Annotated in this window: 21 protein-coding genes; 5 read left to right on the top strand and 16 right to left on the bottom strand. The window is 65.0% G+C overall.

The features are described 5' to 3' along the window. Positions 1-161 precede the first annotated feature (161 nt). From DOM54_RS20200 to DOM54_RS14745, 3 genes are all read right to left on the bottom strand, one after another. Entirely contained in the window at positions 162-311 is a 150-nt protein-coding gene (locus DOM54_RS20200) for a hypothetical protein (RefSeq protein ID WP_167406517.1), read from the bottom strand. 74 nt (positions 312-385) lie between these two features. After that, on the bottom strand, positions 386-583 hold the full coding sequence (locus tag DOM54_RS14750) for a hypothetical protein (protein WP_110717071.1): 198 nt from the start codon (positions 581-583) through the stop codon (positions 386-388). 174 nt (positions 584-757) lie between these two features. Then, the gene (locus DOM54_RS14745; RefSeq protein ID WP_110717070.1) at positions 758-1,078 is read right to left on the bottom strand and encodes a hypothetical protein; all 321 of its coding nucleotides are present in this window, start codon (positions 1,076-1,078) and stop codon (positions 758-760) included. Positions 1,079-1,299: 221 nt separating this feature from the next. Between DOM54_RS14745 and DOM54_RS14740 the strand changes: the two genes are divergently transcribed. Continuing rightward, positions 1,300-1,539 carry a hypothetical protein gene (locus DOM54_RS14740; RefSeq protein WP_110717069.1) on the top strand — a complete coding sequence of 80 codons (240 nt, stop codon included), beginning with the start codon at positions 1,300-1,302 and terminating at the stop codon, positions 1,537-1,539. 174 nt (positions 1,540-1,713) lie between these two features. Continuing rightward, the gene (locus DOM54_RS14735) at positions 1,714-1,872 is read left to right on the top strand and encodes a YqaE/Pmp3 family membrane protein (RefSeq protein ID WP_110717078.1); all 159 of its coding nucleotides are present in this window, start codon (positions 1,714-1,716) and stop codon (positions 1,870-1,872) included. Positions 1,873-1,922: 50 nt separating this feature from the next. Here the strand turns inward: DOM54_RS14735 and DOM54_RS14730 are convergent, their stop codons facing one another. Beyond that, positions 1,923-2,297 carry a DUF6314 family protein gene (locus DOM54_RS14730; RefSeq protein ID WP_276309685.1) on the bottom strand — a complete coding sequence of 125 codons (375 nt, stop codon included), beginning with the start codon at positions 2,295-2,297 and terminating at the stop codon, positions 1,923-1,925. A gap of 111 nt (positions 2,298-2,408) precedes the next feature. Between DOM54_RS14730 and DOM54_RS14725 the strand changes: the two genes are divergently transcribed. Continuing rightward, on the top strand, positions 2,409-3,299 hold the full coding sequence (locus tag DOM54_RS14725; protein ID WP_110717067.1) for a carboxylate/amino acid/amine transporter: 891 nt from the start codon (positions 2,409-2,411) through the stop codon (positions 3,297-3,299). Here the strand turns inward: DOM54_RS14725 and DOM54_RS14720 are convergent. The 4 genes from DOM54_RS14720 to hmuQ are packed head-to-tail and all read right to left on the bottom strand — an operon-like array spanning position 3,235 to position 6,075. Continuing rightward, the gene (locus DOM54_RS14720; RefSeq protein WP_110717066.1) at positions 3,235-4,272 is read right to left on the bottom strand and encodes a DUF1853 family protein; all 1,038 of its coding nucleotides are present in this window, start codon (positions 4,270-4,272) and stop codon (positions 3,235-3,237) included. The two genes, DOM54_RS14725 and DOM54_RS14720, sit on opposite strands and share 65 nt — an antisense overlap. Positions 4,273-4,282: 10 nt before the next feature. Further along, positions 4,283-5,083, bottom strand: a complete 801-nt coding sequence (epsC, locus tag DOM54_RS14715; protein ID WP_110717065.1) for a serine O-acetyltransferase EpsC — start codon at positions 5,081-5,083, stop codon at positions 4,283-4,285. 40 nt (positions 5,084-5,123) lie between these two features. Continuing rightward, a complete protein-coding gene (locus DOM54_RS14710) occupies positions 5,124-5,756 on the bottom strand; it encodes a cell wall hydrolase (RefSeq protein ID WP_110717064.1) in 633 nt (210 codons plus the stop codon). Then, a complete protein-coding gene (gene hmuQ, locus DOM54_RS14705; protein WP_110717063.1) occupies positions 5,740-6,075 on the bottom strand; it encodes a heme-degrading protein HmuQ in 336 nt (111 codons plus the stop codon). Before hmuQ ends, DOM54_RS14710 begins: the two co-directional genes overlap by 17 nt. A gap of 207 nt (positions 6,076-6,282) precedes the next feature. Here hmuQ and DOM54_RS14700 point away from each other — a divergent pair, with 207 nt between their 5' ends. Further along, a complete protein-coding gene (locus DOM54_RS14700; RefSeq protein WP_110717062.1) occupies positions 6,283-7,206 on the top strand; it encodes a LysR family transcriptional regulator in 924 nt (307 codons plus the stop codon). A gap of 52 nt (positions 7,207-7,258) precedes the next feature. On the opposite strand, the gene DOM54_RS14695 is transcribed toward DOM54_RS14700, so the two are convergent. The 8 genes from DOM54_RS14695 to DOM54_RS14660 form a co-directional block, all read right to left on the bottom strand. Beyond that, complete coding sequence (locus DOM54_RS14695; RefSeq protein WP_110717061.1) at positions 7,259-8,131, bottom strand: VOC family protein; 873 nt, start codon at positions 8,129-8,131, stop codon at positions 7,259-7,261. A 90-nt stretch (positions 8,132-8,221) separates the two neighbouring features. Next, positions 8,222-9,349 (bottom strand): aminotransferase class V-fold PLP-dependent enzyme, encoded by a 1,128-nt coding sequence (locus DOM54_RS14690; protein WP_110717060.1) that lies wholly within the window; start codon positions 9,347-9,349, stop codon positions 8,222-8,224. A gap of 93 nt (positions 9,350-9,442) precedes the next feature. Continuing rightward, the gene (locus DOM54_RS14685) at positions 9,443-11,002 is read right to left on the bottom strand and encodes an aldehyde dehydrogenase family protein (protein WP_110717059.1); all 1,560 of its coding nucleotides are present in this window, start codon (positions 11,000-11,002) and stop codon (positions 9,443-9,445) included. Then, positions 10,999-11,910 carry an NAD(P)-dependent oxidoreductase gene (locus DOM54_RS14680; RefSeq protein WP_110717058.1) on the bottom strand — a complete coding sequence of 304 codons (912 nt, stop codon included), beginning with the start codon at positions 11,908-11,910 and terminating at the stop codon, positions 10,999-11,001. Before DOM54_RS14680 ends, DOM54_RS14685 begins: the two co-directional genes overlap by 4 nt. 49 nt (positions 11,911-11,959) lie before the next feature. Next, the gene (locus DOM54_RS14675; RefSeq protein ID WP_110717057.1) at positions 11,960-13,120 is read right to left on the bottom strand and encodes a M20 aminoacylase family protein; all 1,161 of its coding nucleotides are present in this window, start codon (positions 13,118-13,120) and stop codon (positions 11,960-11,962) included. A 92-nt stretch (positions 13,121-13,212) separates the two neighbouring features. Next, complete coding sequence (locus DOM54_RS14670; protein ID WP_110717056.1) at positions 13,213-14,505, bottom strand: DUF3100 domain-containing protein; 1,293 nt, start codon at positions 14,503-14,505, stop codon at positions 13,213-13,215. Between the two features lie 190 nt (positions 14,506-14,695). Beyond that, positions 14,696-16,831, bottom strand: a complete 2,136-nt coding sequence (locus DOM54_RS14665; RefSeq protein WP_110717055.1) for a pyrroloquinoline quinone-dependent dehydrogenase — start codon at positions 16,829-16,831, stop codon at positions 14,696-14,698. Positions 16,832-16,842: 11 nt separating this feature from the next. Then, complete coding sequence (locus DOM54_RS14660; RefSeq protein WP_110717054.1) at positions 16,843-17,208, bottom strand: hypothetical protein; 366 nt, start codon at positions 17,206-17,208, stop codon at positions 16,843-16,845. Between the two features lie 373 nt (positions 17,209-17,581). On the opposite strand from DOM54_RS14660, the gene DOM54_RS14655 reads away from it, so the two are divergent. Then, the gene (locus tag DOM54_RS14655; protein ID WP_110717053.1) at positions 17,582-18,463 is read left to right on the top strand and encodes an NAD(+) kinase; all 882 of its coding nucleotides are present in this window, start codon (positions 17,582-17,584) and stop codon (positions 18,461-18,463) included. The last annotated feature ends 1 nt before the right edge of the window (position 18,464 follow it).

Genomic DNA, 18,464 nt, shown 5'->3' with positions numbered 1-18,464 from the left:
TGCTGCTGGGCAAGATCACTGGCAAAATTGACGGGTCCCGGCAACTCTGCATCGGCGGTTGCGGGGTAGAACCCCGGTATTGGATCGATTTCACGGCGCGATGGAGCACTCCCATGCACCATCAGCCACGATCGGGCGTTCGTGCTGTCTTTCGCCTGATCCTAGCGAGAGTCGGGGCCTGTATCGGCCGCCGTGTTCTTTCTGCGACGCTGGTACTTATCGTATGCCTGCTTGGCCGTGCGTTTGGCCTTTTCACGGTTTTCGGGCTTTCTTAGCCAGTTGGCGATGGCGGCGCCGATCATCTTCTTCATGACATCATCCCGATCGGTGGTGCAACATTCTTCGTCAAGGAATCGCGGGTGTTGCTTCCTTCGTCACGGCCACACTAGTCGACGCTACCGATGGGAGCCGTATCGTTGCCGTTGAGGCGTTCAGCCTCCATTTCGGCCTCCTCCTGGAAGGCGTGGCGGGACATGATCCAGCACGGCTCGGCACCCTCGTCGTAGCGTTGATTGACCACGAGCCACTCTGGTGCCTGGCGTGTTTCATTGATCGCTGAGTGGCGAACGACGAACGCATTCAAGGTCGAAGGCTCCTCTCGGACTGACGACTCACGCCGGGCGCTGCGGCATGCCTGACCGAACTGGCTTCAGCCGCCGGTTTGAGCCGAGTCCATCTTGCAACTTGGCGCGACTTCACGCTGTTTCGTTGCATGAAAAAAAGGGGCCGAAGCCCCTCGACTATCGTCGGCGACTCATCACTGGCTTTCGATGGCATCGCCAGCCGCGTCGCTGTGACCCTCGGCGTTGATGTCGTCGAGATCTTCAGATTTCTGAATGTCCGTCTTTTCATCCGTCTCGGCATCGACCGCATTCATGGACTGATTGGCGGCATCGCTGTGGCCGCTGGCCTTGTCCGAGGCTTGACCGCCCTCGGCCGTGACACCGCTGCCCGAAGCCAAGGGTTGATTGTTCGCTTGTTCAGCTTCCTCCATGGCATCACTTTGTGCAAAGGTGCTTCCAGCGACGCCCATCAGCAACATGGCGGCCACCGCTGAGGTGATCAGATGCTTTCTCATGACAAATTCCTTTTGTGGAGGCGATGTTTGTTGCGATATGCAACTCGATGCACTTTCAACTGTAGTCCATAAATGGCATTCGGCTAGAAAATTCACGGGACTAGCTTTCGTAGAGACCTTGAAGTGACGGCCACTCGGTGCCACCTAGAGAGTATCGCGGAGCGAAACGTATCCGCAGGTGCCGTTGGATGATCCTGCGATGCAGGACGGGAGGGGGTTGGATGAATGCTCGAGACTATCTCGCCAAGCAGGGCATCGCGCTGGAAAAGGAGCAGGACAAGCCCCAGTCGCTTGAGGAAAAGGCCTGGGCGCGAGCGCGTGAAGCCGCCGAACACGGCCCGAGAAGTGGCACGCCGCATGATTGGGAAGACTGGGAGCGGCACCACGAGGAACTCGCCTCGGAGTCGCGTACCATTCAGACCAAGGTGAACAAGGCTCGTTCTACCGACGAGCGTCACTGACGAACGGCAGCGTTCGCTGTCAAAGGGCGCTATGCTGTGGCGGGGTGAATCGCAATCAGTCGGCGGGATGTCGCCATCCCGTTGCCCAGGCCGGCCGGTTCGACGGTTGTCCTGGGACTCCACAATGGATTGTTGAATACCAACAACGATGTCGTTCTGAGCAAAGGAGGCTACATGGACATCATTCGCATCATCTTCGCCATTCTCTTGCCACCGGTAGGCGTGTTCCTGCAGGTTGGCCTGGGATTGCAATTCTGGATCAATATCGTGCTGACGCTGCTGGGCTACATTCCGGGCATCATCCACGCAGTGTGGATCATTGCGACGCGCTGACATGGTCTGGCAGTTCTTTCTTCGGCTTCCCTCGGGAAGCCGTCGTCGTTTCAGCGGGACCGATAACGGTAGGCGATATGCTCGTCCTTGCGGGGGCCGACGATCCGCCACTCGAGATCGATACCGTCTGGCACCAGGGTCAGCCTGGCAGAGTAGGCGTCGGCGGCACACTGATGGACTTCGGCGCTGACCAGGGTCTCTGCGTCGCTGGCGACGAGATCAAACAGTGAAACGGCGTTGGCGGCACCGCGGCGTTCATGGGATAGCGAGACCCGGTCGGAGTGAAGATCCCAGCGATAGACGTTGCGCATGGGAACGTCGTGATCCTGGCCTTCAAGCGTGAACCTGCCCGACTCGAAGAAGCGCACGTTGGCCGCCTGGTGTACCACCTCGATCACACCTGAACCACGGCCGTTCCAGCCCACTTCCGAGCCCGAACCCGACCGGGCGACGAACGAGAAGCGTGACAGGCTGGGCAAAATCGCGCTTAACCGTATAATGGCTGTCAACTTATCGTTTTTCACAGGTTGACCTGCATGTCCTACCTCGTTGGTGTCACGGCTCTCTGGGCCTTCTCTTTCAGTCTGATCGGTGTCTACCTGTCAGGGCAAGTGGATAGCTACTTTGCCGTCACGGCGCGGATCCTGCTGGCTACGCTGGTTTTTCTACCATTTCTGCGACCTGCCGCTCTGGGCTGGTTCGAGCGCCTGGGCCTCATGGTCATTGGCGGCCTCCAGCTCGGCGTGATGTATCTCTTCTTCTACCACTCGTTTCTGTTGCTGACCGTGCCGGAAGTACTGCTGTTCACCATCTTCACGCCGCTTTATATCACTCTGATCGACGATCTGCTGGCGCGACGCTTCTCGCCGCGCTACCTCGCGGTAGCCGCACTGGCGGTAATAGGCGCGGCGGTCATTCGGTACGACGGCGTCACCGCCGACTACTGGCTGGGCTTTCTCGTCGTGCAGGGGGCAAACCTCTGCTTCGCGCTCGGTCAGGTCGGATATCGGCACCTGGCGCAACGTTTGCCGGCCGATCTGGCGCATCGCCATCTGTTCGGCTGGTTCTACCTGGGGGCTCTCTGCATTGCGCTGCCGGCTTTCTGGGTACTGGGAGATGCCGCCAAGTTGCCCACCACGTCGCTCCAGTGGGGGGTGCTGGTCTGGCTGGGAGTCGTTGCCTCCGGGCTGGGCTATTTCTTCTGGAACCAGGGGGCCTGCCGTGTCGATGCCGGCACCCTGGCGATCATGAACAATGCGTTGGTCCCGGCGGGGCTGACCGTCAACCTGCTGATCTGGAACCGGGATGCCGACCTCGTGCGGCTGGGGCTCGGCGCGCTGATCCTGGTCGGTTCGCTGTGGCTCAATGCGCGCTGGGCAAAACGGCCGGCGGAGGCAATGGCAGTGCCGGCGGCCACTCGTTCCTGACCACGAAAACCCGGCACTGCTTGCCGTCCGGCAGGACCAGCAGCAGGTGCGCCGACTTGCCCTGGTCGTTGAAGTGCCTTGCCAGTGCGCCCTCCAGCGCCGCCAGCGGCAATGGCGCGGAGACCGGCGGCGCGAGCCAGTGTGGCTTGATCAGCCAATGGCCAGCTGTGCCTTCTGGCAATTGTCGCACCAGCGCTGGCCAGGCGCTTCGGTGACACCATAGGCCCTGCTCTGCGCTGTCATTGGCAAGCCGGGGTAACGGCAGGCGTCGGTCCCAGGGGTGATAGAGGCACCCCGGCATGATGGTGCGCTGTTGCAGTGGCCCGGCGGCCCCCAGTGCCTGGCGCTGTCGTTCGGCGGCAGGGGATAGACCCTGGGGTAGCTGGTGTGACAGCAGCCGGTGACATTTGATGGCCAACGAATCGAAGCTCCCGACGCCGATCCAGCGCGCCGCATCGTGTCGGCCCCCCGGCCCTTCCGGCAGACCGAGGAAGAACTTGATCGCCAGCTCGGCGTGGAAGACATCGGCTTTGCGGTCGTCGCATGGCGAGTCGACGACCGGCGTTGACGCGTAGAGAAGGTCGAGCTCGCCCAGGGTCTGCCCCTTCTCGCGCAGCGCGATGTTGTATGCCAGCAGCCGGGTGCGGGGGGCTCGCGCCAGGATCCACTGCCATAGCGTCTCGTGATAGAGCCCCAGTCGCGGCGAACGCCGTTTCAGCCGCTGTCGCTCAAACTCGGCATCCAGGGTTTCCTGCTCGGCCAGCCAGGCTTGCCTGCGGTCGTGTCGGTCGAGCCCGAGTTCCGCCAGCGCCGGGCGGCCCGGACAGCCAAGGGTGGCCATGTCCGGCGCATGCAGCAACCACGTCATGTCGCGCACCCAGGAATGGCTGAGCCGCTTCAGGTCCATCGTCAGCGCCGCGGCTGGCCTTCGAAAGATATCGAGCCTGGCCTGTGGTTGCGAGGGAGCGAGCATCGTGACTCTCTCAGCGCGGTCTGGCGGCGGTACCGATCACGGTGGTGCCGGCGGCGACGTTGCGAGTGACGATGGCAGCGGCACCGATGCGGGCGTCTTCTCCGATTTCGATGTTGCCCAGAATGGTGGCACCGGCCCCCAGGAAGACGCCACGGCGGACCCTGGGGTGACGATCGCCGCTCACCTTGCCCGAGCTGCCAAGCGTCACGCCGTGAAAGAGCGTGACATCGTCCTCGACGACGGCGGTTTCACCGATGACGATACCGGCGCCATGGTCGACGAACAGGCCGGCGCCCAGGGTCGCGGCGGGGTGGATGTCGGCACTGAACTGGACAGCCGCGCGGTACTGGAGGTGGCTGGCCAGATCGGTCAGTCCGTCCAGCCACCACTGATGGGCAATGCGGTGACACTGCACGGCCCGGTAGCCGGGAAAGAACAGCAGCGGCGTGAAGGGTTCGGGAATGGCGGCATCCTCGCGGAGCAGCGCGACCAGGTCCCGCTCGGCCGCTCTCACGATCTCCGGATGTCGGTCGAGAAGCGCCTCGACGCGCTCCCGCGCCGTTTCCTCCGGCAGCTGCGGTGTCGTCAGGGTGTCGGCAATCACCCGAGCCAGGGCGCTAGCGAAGTCCGGCGCCTCCAGCAGGGTATGGCGATACAGCGCCGACAGCAGCGGGTCCCGGTTCATCGCGCTCCTTGCGGCATCCAGCAGCATCTGCCACAGGTCGTCGGTATCGATTGGATTCGAGAAAGGGCGCGATCGGGGTCCGGTGTCGACTGCCCCGGTCTGTTCGGTGTCGAAGCGTGGTTTCATCGGCGTGGATTCGGCCTGCGTCGGGAGAAGTTGGCCCGGATCATCCGGGCTGGCGATAGAAGTTGAACTCTTGGGTTCGAGCCGTCCTGATCAAGGTCGACATCCAGCCGGGCGAGATGCTGCGGTGGTGGAAGAACAGGGCGCCATGGGTGATGTCGGGGAGTGTCCCGTTGAGCGCGCGACGCGCCACTTCCCTGGCTTTTGCATACTGTTCGGGCTCGTTGGCTTCGTCGGGACGACCATCGCACCACCACGAGAACTGGCAGTGTCCGTGTTCCGATCCTTGTTGAACGATGTCACACAGGCTCGAGGGAAACTCGGGGTTGCCCAGCCGGTTCATGATCACGTTGGCGACCGCCTGCATCTCGCGCTGATCGGTGCCCTTGGCCTCCCAGTAGATCGATCGCGCCAGACAGGTGATCGCATCGTCGAGCGGCGCCAAACCTCGCGGGTCGACAGCCTCGGTTCCTTCCGGCGTCAGTCGCACTGCCTCGGGGGCCGGTTCGATCCTGTCCGTCTCGGCCACGCGCCGCTCCAGCTGCAAGGCCTTCTGCTTAGCGATCTCGGCTTTGGTCGGCGGTGGCGAGGCCGACGAGGGGCCGCTCGACAGCAGCGCGGCCAGAACGAGGCCGATCGCCAGGCGTCGGTAGCCGCGCTCAACCGGCGCTTTCATCGCTGCCGATCGTCTGAATGACGTCGAAGCCCTCGAACTTGGGCGGGCCGAGATAGAGCCCTTCGCGCCGACTCTGACCGGCGTTGGCATGGGCCGCGCGGAACGCCTCCGAGTGGGTCCAGGCTTCGAAATCGGCGCGAGAGTGCCAGACGGTGTGGGAGGCGTAGAGCACGTGGTCATCCTCCGCCGGGCCACGCAGCATCTGGAATTCGACGAACCCGGGCAGCCCCTGGAGATGGGTTTCGCGCTCCAGCCATATCGTCTCGAACTCCTCGGTGCGCGCCGGGTTGACGCGAAAGCGGTTCATGGCGATGAACATGAGGTGACTCCTGCTGGGGAAGAGCGGCGCCGGCGAGGAAATCGATGAAAGCCGTCGCCGCGAGTTTTCAGGCATGCCCACGCAACATTGCCAGCATCCGGTGGCCGAAGTCGAGTCGAAAGCGCCGTTGCCCCGGCGAGAGCGTTGACGTCGTCGCGCGTTGATGGGCTAATCGTGGCCACGCTTCCCGCTCTCCGGTCGACACTCATGGATATTCCCCATCAGCGCCTGGTCTACTTTCGCGTCACGGTCGAGTCCGGATCGCTGCGCAAGGCGGCGGCACGGCTGGGCATCGCACCCTCGGCGGTCAGCCGCCAGATATCATTGCTGGAGGCGGCTTTCGAAGCACCGTTGCTCGAGCGTACGCCGAGAGGGATTCGCCCCACGCCGGTGGGCGAGATGGCGCTCGACTACTGCCGTCGACGCGGGGACCTGGACGACGAGTTCATCACCCGGCTGGAGGCCTACCAGCGACTGGAGACCGGCACCATCTCGCTGGTCGTGGGCGAGGGTTTCATCAACGATCTGATCGACGCCCCGCTCAGAGCCTTCGCCGAACGCTACCGGGGCGTGCGCCTGGATATTGAACAGGCGGGCACGGACGAGATCATCGAGTCGGTCGTGGAGGATCGGGCACATATCGGACTGATGTTCCATGAACGGGTCCATCCCCAGATTCGCTTCTGGGCCTCCAGCGGCCAGCCGCTGCTGGCGATCTGTCCCGCCGACCATCCGCTTGCCGGGGATCCTGACCCGATCTCGCTGCAACGGCTCAGCGGAATCCCGATGGCGCTCTGGAAACCCGGGCATGGGGTGCGCCGGCTGGTGGATCAGGCATTCGCCCAGGCGAGCCTGCACCCGCAGGTCGCGGTGGAGACCAATTCGATGGCGGTGCTACGCCGGGCGGTGGTCGCCGGCATGGGGATCACGCTGCTGCCGCGTTTTGCCGTGGCCCACGAGATAGTCGAGGGAAGCGTGGTGGCGTTACCGGTGGCGTCGGCGCTTTTCCAGAACTCCCAGGCCCATATGATCACCCGGGTCGGCCGGCGCCAGCCGCAGGCCAGCCTCAAGTTGCTGCGCCACCTGGCGGCCTGGATGCAGGCGTTCCGTGCCCCGACAGGGCGGTCGTGAGCAACGACATCCGGCGGGCTGTGATCGGGTTCCTGCCCGGCGGAATACCTGACTAGCGCTGCTCGAATCGAAGCAGGGTGCCCATGACGCCCGGCGCAATGTCGGCCTGGGTCTCGCTATGACGGTGATAGTCGATCCCTTGGTCCTCCCAGCAGGCGATCGCCGCCGCCAGGTCCCGACAGGTGAGGGTCAGTGCCACGGCGCGTGGGGGCTCCGCCTCGACCTCGCCGAGGGTGGGGAAGGTCGCCGCCAGCGTCCGGGCATCGAGCAGGTGGCAGTCCCCCTTGTGGGTGTGAATCGTCCACGCCGCGTCGCTGCCCCGGACCGAGCCAGCACCGTGAATGCGGCGGAAGTGCTCGATGTCGTAATCCGGTTCATCGCTGACGTACCAGACATCGGCGATCGATGTCGCGGTGTTGGCATGCGCCTCCTGCGTCGGGTCGACACGAAACAGTTCCGGGCGTAGCTGCTGGCAGAGGAACTGGGTCAGGAAGGGGCGTTCGGGGTCGTGGAGGATATCCAGCGCCACGCTCACCTCCTCGTCACGGCCACCGGGCAGGTGGGCCATGCGGCGGAAGATGATCGGGCAAGCGTTGTCGAAGCCACGTGACGCGACCAGGGCGTGATCGCGCTGGATGCTGTCGCTGTCCAACGCCACCATGGCGATGCCGTCGCCCACGGTGATCAGTCGCGCTTCGACCAGGCGGCCGAACTGGAAGCCGTTGGCGTCCTGATAGTCCAGGCATTCCGGACGACCGATGCCGATCAGCTCGATGAAGTTGTTGCTGAAGAACAGCAGGTGATTGTCCGTGCCCCACGGATGCTGATGCCGTGGATTGACGGTGAAACCGAGATCCCTGGCTGCCTGGGCGGCATGATCGAGATTACTGACCGCCAGTAAAGGGTGATCGATGCCGAAGCTCATGAGCCTTCCATCCCGTCGCGTCGTTGTCTGCAGTATCGCCCAATATCGCAAGACGAGGGAGACAGGGTACGCGATCGGCTTCGCGTTTTCTCATCTCAACGCCGCCATGGCGCGGTCGATATCCGCCGAGGTGTTATGCCAGTGAGGCGAGATCCGCAAGAGCGTGCCGGTCGCCGGCAGCCGAACGTTCAGCGGCTCGGCGGCCGTGTTGCAGGCCTTGGCGACGATCCCGGCGGCATCGAGCCGCTGAACCAGCTGAAGAGGCTCGACATCCGGCAGGTGGATCGTGGCGATGCCGGTCTCGGGATGGGGCAACAGCGGCCGAAACCCCTGTTCCCGGGCGATGTCGTAGACGCGTCCGGCGAGCGCCGCCAGATGGTCGCGCAGCGGCTGCAGCGCGATCTGCTGCAACTCGTTCAGGGCGGCCGTCAAACCCACCTGATTCATGATCGAGAGATCGGAAGCATCGAAACGTCGGGCCTGAGGCAGATCGACGAACCGCTGGGTTGCCGGATCCAGCCTCAGCCCCGCCAGCTCTGGCGTCGGATTGAGGTGCATCATGGCCATTGCTGGCTGGCTGACGTAGAGCAACGCCATGCCACGAGGTCCGCGAAGCCACTTTCGCGTCGTCGCAACCAGTACGTCACAGCCGAGCCGGCGGACGTCGATCTCCGTCTGTCCCAGCCCCTGCGCGGCATCGACGATCAGCGGGCAGTGCGACGGCCGCGGCAGGGCGCCAAGGGCTTCCACCGCGTAGCGCCGGCCTTCGGTGCTGGTCACCAGCGGCGTCAATATCGCCGCGACGTCGTCGTCGATTTGCCTGGCGATGGCCGCCATGTCCAACCGTCCTTCCGCATCCGTCGCCAGCAGTTCGATGGCGCGTGGCGGCTCCCCGCCGAGCCGTCTGAGCATGACGATGTTGGAAGCCCACTCGCCAGGTGCGACCAGCAGCCGTCTTCCGGCGAGCTTCAGGTTGCCGATGACCTGGGCCATGAGCTGCGAGGTGCTGGCACCGAAGGCGAGTTGGGTCTCCGGTGCACCGATCCACTGGCCCAACCGGGTTCTGGTCGCCTGGCCGTCCCAGAGCGCGCTTTCAAGGCGCTGGCGCGGATAGGCCGCCATCTCCGCCTCCAGCCAATCCCGCAGGCGGGCCGCGACCGCCGGGCTCTGCAGGCCGACGGAGGCATTGTTGAGATAACAGAGGTCGGCGGGGTGCACGGGTGACTCCTCGTCGGTTCCAGGCTGATGCCCGCGATGATACCCGAACTCGCGCCTGGGCGAGCGAAGTTGATCCCCGCTCTCGACGGTGCTTCAGTCTGCTCCGCTGCCGTAGCCCATGGCGACGCTGGCTTCGACGCCGGTCTCGACCCAGACGCTCTGCGGGACGGTGTATTCACGCAGGCCATCGAGACCGCTGGATCGGCCAAAGCCGCTGTCACGGAAGCCGCCGAAGGGCGACATCACGTTGATCGCCTTGTAGCTGTTGATCCAGACCGTGCCGGCACGCAACTGGCCGGCGACGCGATGCGCGCGGGCCGGGTCCTGCGTCCAGACGGCACCGGCGAGACCGAAGCGGGTCGCATTGGCGAGCCGAACGGCGTCGGCTTCGTCGTCGAACGGCATGGCGACCACCACCGGACCGAAAACCTCCTCGCAGGCAATCTCCATCGAGGCGTCGACATCGGCGATCACCGTCGGCGCGAGGTAATAGCCGTCGGCGCCTGGGGGCAGGCCCTCCGGGCGCTGCCCGCCGGTGACGACACGTGCGCCGGCGGCCCTGGCGCGCTCGATCATGGCGGTGACGCGTTGGTACTGGCGGGCGTTCTGCAGCGGCCCCATGCGGGTGGCCTCGTCGGCGGGGAGGCCTACCACAATCTGGCTGGCGGCTCGGCCGACGCGCTCGACCACGGCATCGAAGATGTCGCGCTGGATCAGCAGGCGCGAGCCGGCCACGCAGCTCTGCCCGGCGGCAGCGAAAATCGCTGCCTGGGCGCCGGCCACGGCATCGTCGAGCCTGGCATCGTCGAACACGATGTTGGCGGATTTGCCACCGAGCTCGAGCACGCTGGAGACCAGGCGGCGGGCGCCGGCCTCGGCGATCAGGCGGCCGCTGTCGGGGGAGCCGACGAACACCAGTTTGCTGATACCGTCGTGGCCTGTCAGGGCGGCGCCGGTGGTCGGACCGAGACCGTTGACGATATTGATCAGCCCCTTCGGCAGGCCGCCACATTCGAGCAGACGGGCGATCACCACCGACGAGAACGGCGTCAGCTCCGAAGGCTTGAGAACGACGCCGTTGCCCGCGGCGATGGCCGGCGCCAACTGCCAGGCGCAGGTGAACATCGGTGCGTTCCAGGGGGTGATCTGGCCGACCACGCCGAAGGGGACGTGGCGAACGTAGTTGAGATGGGAGGTAGGCACCGGAATGACCTCGCCGTGCTGCTTGTCGCACCAGCCGGCGTAGTACTCGAACATCTCCCTGACCTTGCCGACCTCGCCCCGGCAGTCCCGAATCGGCTTGCCGGCGACCACGCTCTCGAGCTGGGCGAGGTCTTCCTCGTGGCCCTCCAGCCGACGGACGGCCGCGTTCATGCACCGGCCGCGCTCACTGGCGGTCAACGCCATCCACTCGAGCTGGGCGCGCGCCGCGGCCGCGACGGCCTGATCGAGCAGGTCGGCGCCCGCATCGCGATAGCTGACCAGGTCGCCTCCGGTCGCCGGGTTCGTCAGCGCGATGCTGTCGCCCTGACCCGCGACCAGATTGCCGTCGATCCAGTTGGAGCAGGGCGTGTCTCCGGGCTCCAGCGACAAGCCGAACTGGGCGAGAAGACGGTGCAAGGCTTGCTGTGCCTGGGTGTCGAGCGCGTTCATGCGGAGGTCTCCTCGTCGTTGGCGGAGCGCCGGGTGAAATCGACCCCGGCCTGGGCCAGGATCGGCGAGACGATGTGATTGAAATCGTCGCCATCCGCCGGGCGTTCGGCGTTGGCATGCCAGCCGGCAACGACCTGATGGAGGAGTGCCAGGTCGAGCCCGAGATCGTCGGCGGCGTCCCGCGCCAGACGCAGATCCTTGCGCATCAGGCCGCTGGTGAAGCCGGAATCGAAACGGCCGGAAAGGATCCACTCGGGGAAATTGACTTCGCTGATGGCGCTGCGCCCCGAGCCGCTGTTGAGGCCGGACAGGCAGGCCGCCGGATCGACGCCGGCCTTGGCGGCGAGGGCCACGGCTTCGGCGGTAGCGATCAGGTTGGTGGCGCAGAGATAGTTGTTGGCCAGCTTGACCACGTGGCCGCTGCCCGGGCCGCCCACATGGGTTCGCTTGGCGGACATCGCTTCCAGCATCGGCATGACGCGCTCCAGCGTCACCATGTCGCCACCGAGCAGCATGCCGAGTTTGCCGTTTGCCGCGCCTTTGGGGCCACCGCTGACCGGGGCGTCCAGCCACTCGAGGCCGGCCGCGACGACCTTGGCGGCGAGTTCGCGGCTCACCACCGGGTCGCTGGTGGAGGTGTCGACGATCACGCTGCCCTTGGGCGCGCGAGCGAGCAGTCCAGGTGAGGTTTCGATGACTTCCCGGACGTGATCGGAGGTGGGCAGTGACAGCAGATAGACGTCGCTGGCGGCAATCGCCTCCGGGCTGACGGTAGCGAGGCCTTGCGCCGCCAGACGCTCGCGGGCGGCCTCGAAACGGTCGCTGCCGCTGACATCGAAGCCAGCGCGCTTGAGCGTCAGCGCCATGTTGCCACCCATCTGGCCAAGGCCGATGACGGTGATTTTCATCAGGTTCTCCAGGCTTGCTTTCGGATCAATCGTTTCGCTAGGGCCGTCGTCAGTCGTTCAACAGCTTCTTCACCAACGCCTGCCAGTAGGCGACGCCGAGCGGCGAAATGGCGTCGTTGAAGTCGTAGGCCGGGTTGTGCAACGCGGCGCTGTCGCCGTTACCCAGCCAGATATAGGCCCCAGGACACTGGTTGAGCATGAAGGCGAAATCTTCCGACCCCATGCTGGGCGCCAGGTCGCGGTGGACCTTGTCGATGCCGGGCAGCGCATCGAGCAGATCGGCACATTGGGCGGCATGCCGGGGCGTGTTGATCGTGGCCGGATAGCGCGCCTGGTAATCGAAATCGGCCTTGAGGCCGTGAAACTGGGCGGTGGCCGCGACGGCGTCGCGGAACCGCTGCTCCAGCCGGGCCTTGAGCGTGGCATCGAAGCAGCGCACGGTGCCGCGCAGTTCCACCGTCTCCGGAATGACGTTGTAGGCATCGCCGGCGTGGAACTGGGTAATGCTCAGCACGGCGGATTGATGCGGTGGGGTCTCGCGGCTGATCAGCCCCTGCAACTGATTGGCCAGCTGGCAGGCGGCGAGCACCACGTCCGTTCCCAGATGGGGCATGGCCGCGTGACAGCCGCGCCCGGTCAGCTTGAGCGTGAAGACATCGAACGCCGCCATCACCGGTCCATCGTGGACGGCGGCTTCGCCGACGGCGAGCCCCGGCCAGTTGTGCAGGCCGTAGACCGCCTCCATCGGGAATTGCTCGAACAGTCCCTCTTCGACCATCACCCGTCCGCCGCCTTCACTCTCTTCCGCGGGCTGGAAGATGCAGTGGACCTGGCCGGCGAAGTCCGGGTCCTTCGCCAGCGCGCAGGCCGCGCCCAGCAGCATGGTAGTGTGGCCGTCGTGGCCGCAGGCATGCATGCGCCCTGGTATCGTCGAGCGATAATCGACGTCGTTGAGTTCGTCGATGGGCAGGGCGTCGATATCGGCCCGCAGCCCGATACGCCGGCCGTCCCCCCGGTTGCCGTTGATGGTGACGACGACGCCGGTGCCTCCGCCAAGCCCGGTGACCGGGTCGAGGCCGTGCTCGCGCAGGATGGAGACGATGCGCTCGCTGGTGCGGGTCTCCTCGAAGGCGATCTCCGGATGGCGATGGAAATCGTGGCGCCATGCGGTCAACGTCTTCGGGTCGGGATAGGGTGCGATCTGGTTCATGATCTGCTCCGGCAATGGCTGATGATCTATTCGAACGATCGGGCGACGCGCCCGCTACGGGGGCGGGCGCGTCGCCTGTGAAGGCGAGGTGCCTACAGCAGTACCTGGGCCACCACGGCCGAGCCGACGTAGGTGCCGGTGAACACCAGCAGCGAGATGATGATCAGCTTCCAGCCGGTCTGGCGGAACATGCTGAACTCGCGCCGGCTGAGGGCCAGGCCGGCGTAGGCCAGGACCGGAGTGACGATGGCGAGGAAGTTGACCGCGGCGAGCTGCTCGACGATCCAGCCGCTGCCCGGGAAAAACGGCAGCGTCATGACGATGCTGACCAACGACACCCAGGCCACGGCGGGGAGATAGAACGGCGCCGCCCGAGTGATGACCAGGCCGACCAGGGTCATGACGTAGAGAATGATCATGCCCGGCAGGGCAGCGATCAGCGAGGCGCCGTTGATGGTGTTGGCGATCCAGCCGACGATACAGGCCATGGCCAGTACGGCGGCGGTCTTGCCGAGATCCGCCTCGGGGCGTTCTTCGCGGGTGAGGTCCGTCGCCTCATCATCGGTCGTAGCGCCCGTCGTGCTGGTGGTGTGGCGGCCGCCGCCCAGGCGACGGTAGAGCCACTCGGCGACGGGCAGGGCAATGAAGAGCGAGACGTAGAGCCCGGTGGCGTAGGTCAACAGGTTGCTGGCACCGGCAAAGGCGAGCAGGTCGTCGGCGAGATCGGGGACGGCGCCGGCCAGCGCGCCGGAACATGCCGCGACCATGCTGCCGCTGCCGACACCGCACGCCATGGCCAGTGCACGTGGGTCGAACCAGTCCAGCGAAGCGAGATAGCCGGCCATCAGCGCGAACCATAGCGTGCCGAACATGGTGCCGACGACATAGACCCCCATCACGCCGACGCCTTCCGGGCCCTTGAGGCCGTACTTGTCGGAGATGATTGCGATGTTGGGTTCGCGCGCGATCGAATAGGTCGCGCCGATCGCTTCCCGTCCCATCTTGAGAACCAGCACCGCCACCGGCAATGCCACCAGCATGGTGCCGAGATTGCCCAGTTCCTGCAGGATCAGTGCGGGGCCCGCGCTGATGAGCTGGTCGATGGCAGGGCCGATGGTCGAACCGAAGCGCGCGATGAACGGCATGATCGAGATCAGGATCAGCGGGGTAGCCGCCTGGCTGACGCTCTCGGGCAGGAATCGCTGGGTTCCGGCGAACAGGTGCGGGTTGAGCAGGACCCCGAGCACGAAGGCATAGAACAGCGGCAGCAGCAGTAGCGTCCCCGGCCCGAGCGGAATCTTGACGATACCGATCCATTCGCTGAGCAGCGACAGCAGGACGACCAGCAGATGCAGGCGCCAATTGAGCAGTTGAGAGAGGGGCATCGATCGTTACCTCTTTGTTGTTGGTGGAGAGGTCATCCACCGAGTATCCAGAGAGAGCGTGATCGAATGAAAGGCGCGGGGTGTTCTGTTTTTTTGGATGGCTGTCAGGAAGCCGTGGACCGGAACGTAAACGGGGTAGGCCGAAGCCTACCCCGTGCGGGTGATCACCGAACGATGTGTGATGCGGTGATCACTCCTCCGGCAGGGCGTAGACCACGACCTGGTCGCCCACCTGGTCCTTGAGGATGGTGTTGCCGCCGGCCACGAAGGCGACATATTGCCGGCCCTGATATTCGTAGACCGAGGGGTTGGCCACGGCCGGCGCTTGGGCCTGGTCCGACCACAACTCTTCACCCGTCTCCAGCGAGAAGGCGCGCAGCTTGGCGTCCATCGAGGCGCCGATGAAAACGACGCCGCCCGCAGTCACCGCCGGACCCCCGATGGTGGGAGAGCCCCATTTCTCGGGCATGAAGAAGCCGTACTGCTGCGATGCCCCCACCGGACGCCGCCACTTTACGTCACCGGTGTGCATGTCCAGCGCTACCAGCTCGCCGAACGGCGGTTCCCAGCACGGCATGCCCAGCCAGTTCGTCGCGACTTCCAGGCGCAGGCCGTAGGGCGCGCCCTTCTGCGGTGCGAAGCCGCTCTCGTTGCCGGAACCGCTGTCCGCTTTCTCGTAATCTTCGCGGTTGTACAGCTTGATGGTCTGCACGATATGCGACGTATTGACGATCGCGGTCTGGCTCACGGGGTCGAACGCAACCCCGCCCCACTGCACGCCACCCGCGCTGTCCGGATAGGCCAGGGCGCCTTCGCCCTTGGTGGTCGGCGGGGTGTACATGCCATCGTAGGTCAGCTTGTCCCACAGGCGGGAGCACTGGCCGCCGCCCACGGCATCGGCGAGGCCCCAGATCTTGGGCTTCTCGGACTGGTCCAGCAGCGGTGCCGGTTTGGTCGGGAAGGGCTGGGTCGGGGCGTAGACCTCGCCTTCGACGCTGCCGTCGCCCTGCGGTACTGGACGCTCCTCGATCGGCCAGACGTCTTCGCCGGTCAGACGATTGACCACGAACAGGAAGCCCTGCTTGGTTGCCTGGACCAGCGCCGGGATCTCCTTGCCATCGACAGTGATGTCCATCAGCGTCGGGGCGGAGTTGATGTCATAGTCCCAGATATCGTGGTGAACCCATTGGCGTGACCAGACGACCTTGCCGGTCTCGATATCGAGCGCGGTGGTCGAAGTCGCCAGCGGGGCCTCTTCGGTGCGGTTGCCGCCCCAGTAGTTCGGCGACGGCGAGGAGACCGGCAGGTAAAGCAGGCCGTTCTCGCGATCCGCGGACATGTGAGTCCAGACGTTGGCGGTACCGCTCTTCTCGCGCATCTCGTCGGAGAGCGCCTGGAACGTCCACTCGAGTTCGCCGGTCTGGGCGTTGAGCGAGAAGATCGTGCCCGGCGGTGCCTGTTCATAGGCCCAGTCCATGCCGGCCCACCCCAGCATCAGGTGGTCACCGACCACGGTCGGCGGCTGCAGTACGGAGAGCGGCCACTCGGCGTGGGTATCGTTCCATTGGTTGACGTTGAGCACGCCGTTGTCGGCGAAGCCCTTGCAGAGTTCGCCGGTGTCGGCGTCCAGCGCGAATAGCTGGGCGTCCATGGTGCCCATGTAGACGATCTTCTGGCACGGCTCGCCGGCTACGGGGTTCTCGGCTTCCCAGTAGGAGACGCCGCGGTTCTTGAGTACCGGCTGGGTCAGCGCCTTGCGCGAGGATTTGGTATCGAAACTCCACTTCTCCTCGCCGGTGCCCGGGTCGAGCGCGATCAGGCGATAGAAGGGGGTGCCGATATAGATCGTGTCATTGGCGAAGACCGGGGTCGCCGACCACACGGTTGCCGGCGTATCGCCGGAGCCATCGGAGATATCCCCGGTGTGGTACTCCCAGACCTTCTCGAGATCACCGACGTTATCCGCCGTGATCTGGTCGAGCGGGCTGTACTTCTGGGCATTGAGCTGGCCATGGAAACTGTCCCAGGTCGGTTTTTCGGGGACGAGCGGGATCGGTGCCCGGTTGGCATTCTGCCGATCGCTCGAGTCCGCCGTGCTGACGTCCCGGGTACTCTCATCGTCGGCCGGCGCCGAGCTGGAGGCTGTCGCGGTCTCGGATGATGTCGTGGATTCGCTTCGCGTCGAGGTCTGGTCCGATTCGGCCGGCTGATCCTGGGCAAGCAGCGGTAGCGGGGCGAGCAGCAGCGCCAGTGCCGTGACCGAACCCAACCGGGTGGCGGCGAGTTTCAGGGTCGGTGTGGACGACTGTGACAGGGATATGGACATGACTCGGCTCCTCAGGAATGGGCTGGTGTGGCGGAGGAGGCGGGACTGGCCATCTCCAGCAGCAGGCCGATCAGGCCCACCACCATGGCGGCCGTCAGCCACCACTGGTGCAGCAGCAGCCCGGCGAAGCCGGTGCCGACGAGGTCCAGCAGGATCAGCACGCGCAGTGCCACGCGGCCGCTGCGGCAGGAAAGCGGCGCCAGGACCAGCGTCAGGATGGCCAATGCGATCGTCGATAGAATGACGATGAGGGCGCCAAGGGATCCATTGACCCCGGTGAGCGGCGTGAAATAGGCATAGAGCGCCACGGCGAGCCCGGCGAGTGAGCCCAGGAGCATCACGATGATGCCTGGCCTGAATGATCCAGATTGCGACATGAAGCTTTTTTCTCCTGATGAGAGCGGTTTTGCGAGCCTGGCGGTTGCCTTTCGGTCCGATATGGCATCAGACCGGAAAGACCACACCGAGAGCGCTAGGTGAAGGGGGCCGTGGAGGCGTGAACTCCCTGCGCCAGACCGGCCAAAGTATAGGATATTTTAGACAGTTGGCCCCAGGCCGATTGGCTCGACCTTGGGTCCCTGGGGAGATTTCGGGGGTTACCGGCCAGCCGTCAGCCGTGACACGCAAGGGCGGGTGCGCTTGGTGCGGGGATAGTTCACGCCGCATGTCGGGAGCGAATCGTCGGGTTTGCCGGGGAGCGAGGCCAGCCAGCATAATGGCGGGCCGTCACGTCGCGTAGAGACACGCTGTATGGAATCGTTCAACACCATCGGCCTGATCGGCCGTTTGGGTAGCGAGAAGGTAGTCGAGACGCTCAAGCGTCTGGTGATCTTCCTCGAACGTCGTGGTCTCGACATCGTGATCGAGGATCGCACCGCCGCGCTGCTGCAGGGGCACGGCCACGGCGAAGCCAGACGCCGCGAGCTGGGTACGCTGTGCGACCTGGTGATCGTGGTGGGGGGCGACGGCAGCCTGCTGGGCGCCGCACGGGCGCTGTGTCACAGCGGGACGCCGGTACTCGGCATCAACCGTGGCCGGCTGGGATTTCTGACCGATATTTCGCCGGACGAGGTGGAGCAGAAGGTCGCCGAGGTGCTGGAAGGGCAGTACGACAGCGAGCGGCGCTTTCTGCTCGAGGCGGAGCTCTATCGTGGTGAACGGCTGATTGGCTCCGGCTCCAGTCTCAACGATGTCGTCGTGCATCCCGGCAAGGCAGCCCGGATGATCGAGTTCGAACTGTTCGTCGACGATCGCTTTGTCTACTCCCAGCGCTCCGATGGCTTGATCATGGCGACCCCGACGGGCTCCACCGCCTACGCGCTGTCGGGAGGCGGGCCGATCGTGCATCCGGGGCTGGAAGCCATCACGCTGGTGCCGATGTTCCCGCATACGCTCTCCAGCCGGCCGATCGTGATCGATGCCGCCAGCGAGATTCGCGTGCATATCGGCGACATCAACCAGGCCTATCCCCACGTCAGTTGCGATGGCCAGACCCGCGTCGTCTGCAAGCCCGACGATGTCCTCTATGTCCGCCGCAAGGCCGAGCGGCTGACGTTGATCCACCCGCGCGGACACAGTTTCTTCGAAGCCTGCCGCTCCAAGCTGGGCTGGAGTAGCAGGCTGGGAGACTGAC

Origin of the sequence: Salinicola acroporae (genome assembly GCF_003206615.1) — a bacterium.
In the GTDB taxonomy this organism is placed as follows: Bacteria; Pseudomonadota; Gammaproteobacteria; order Pseudomonadales; family Halomonadaceae; genus Salinicola; species Salinicola acroporae.
Note: the sequence above shows the minus strand (reverse complement) of the source record. Positions and strands in the feature narration are given on the sequence as shown.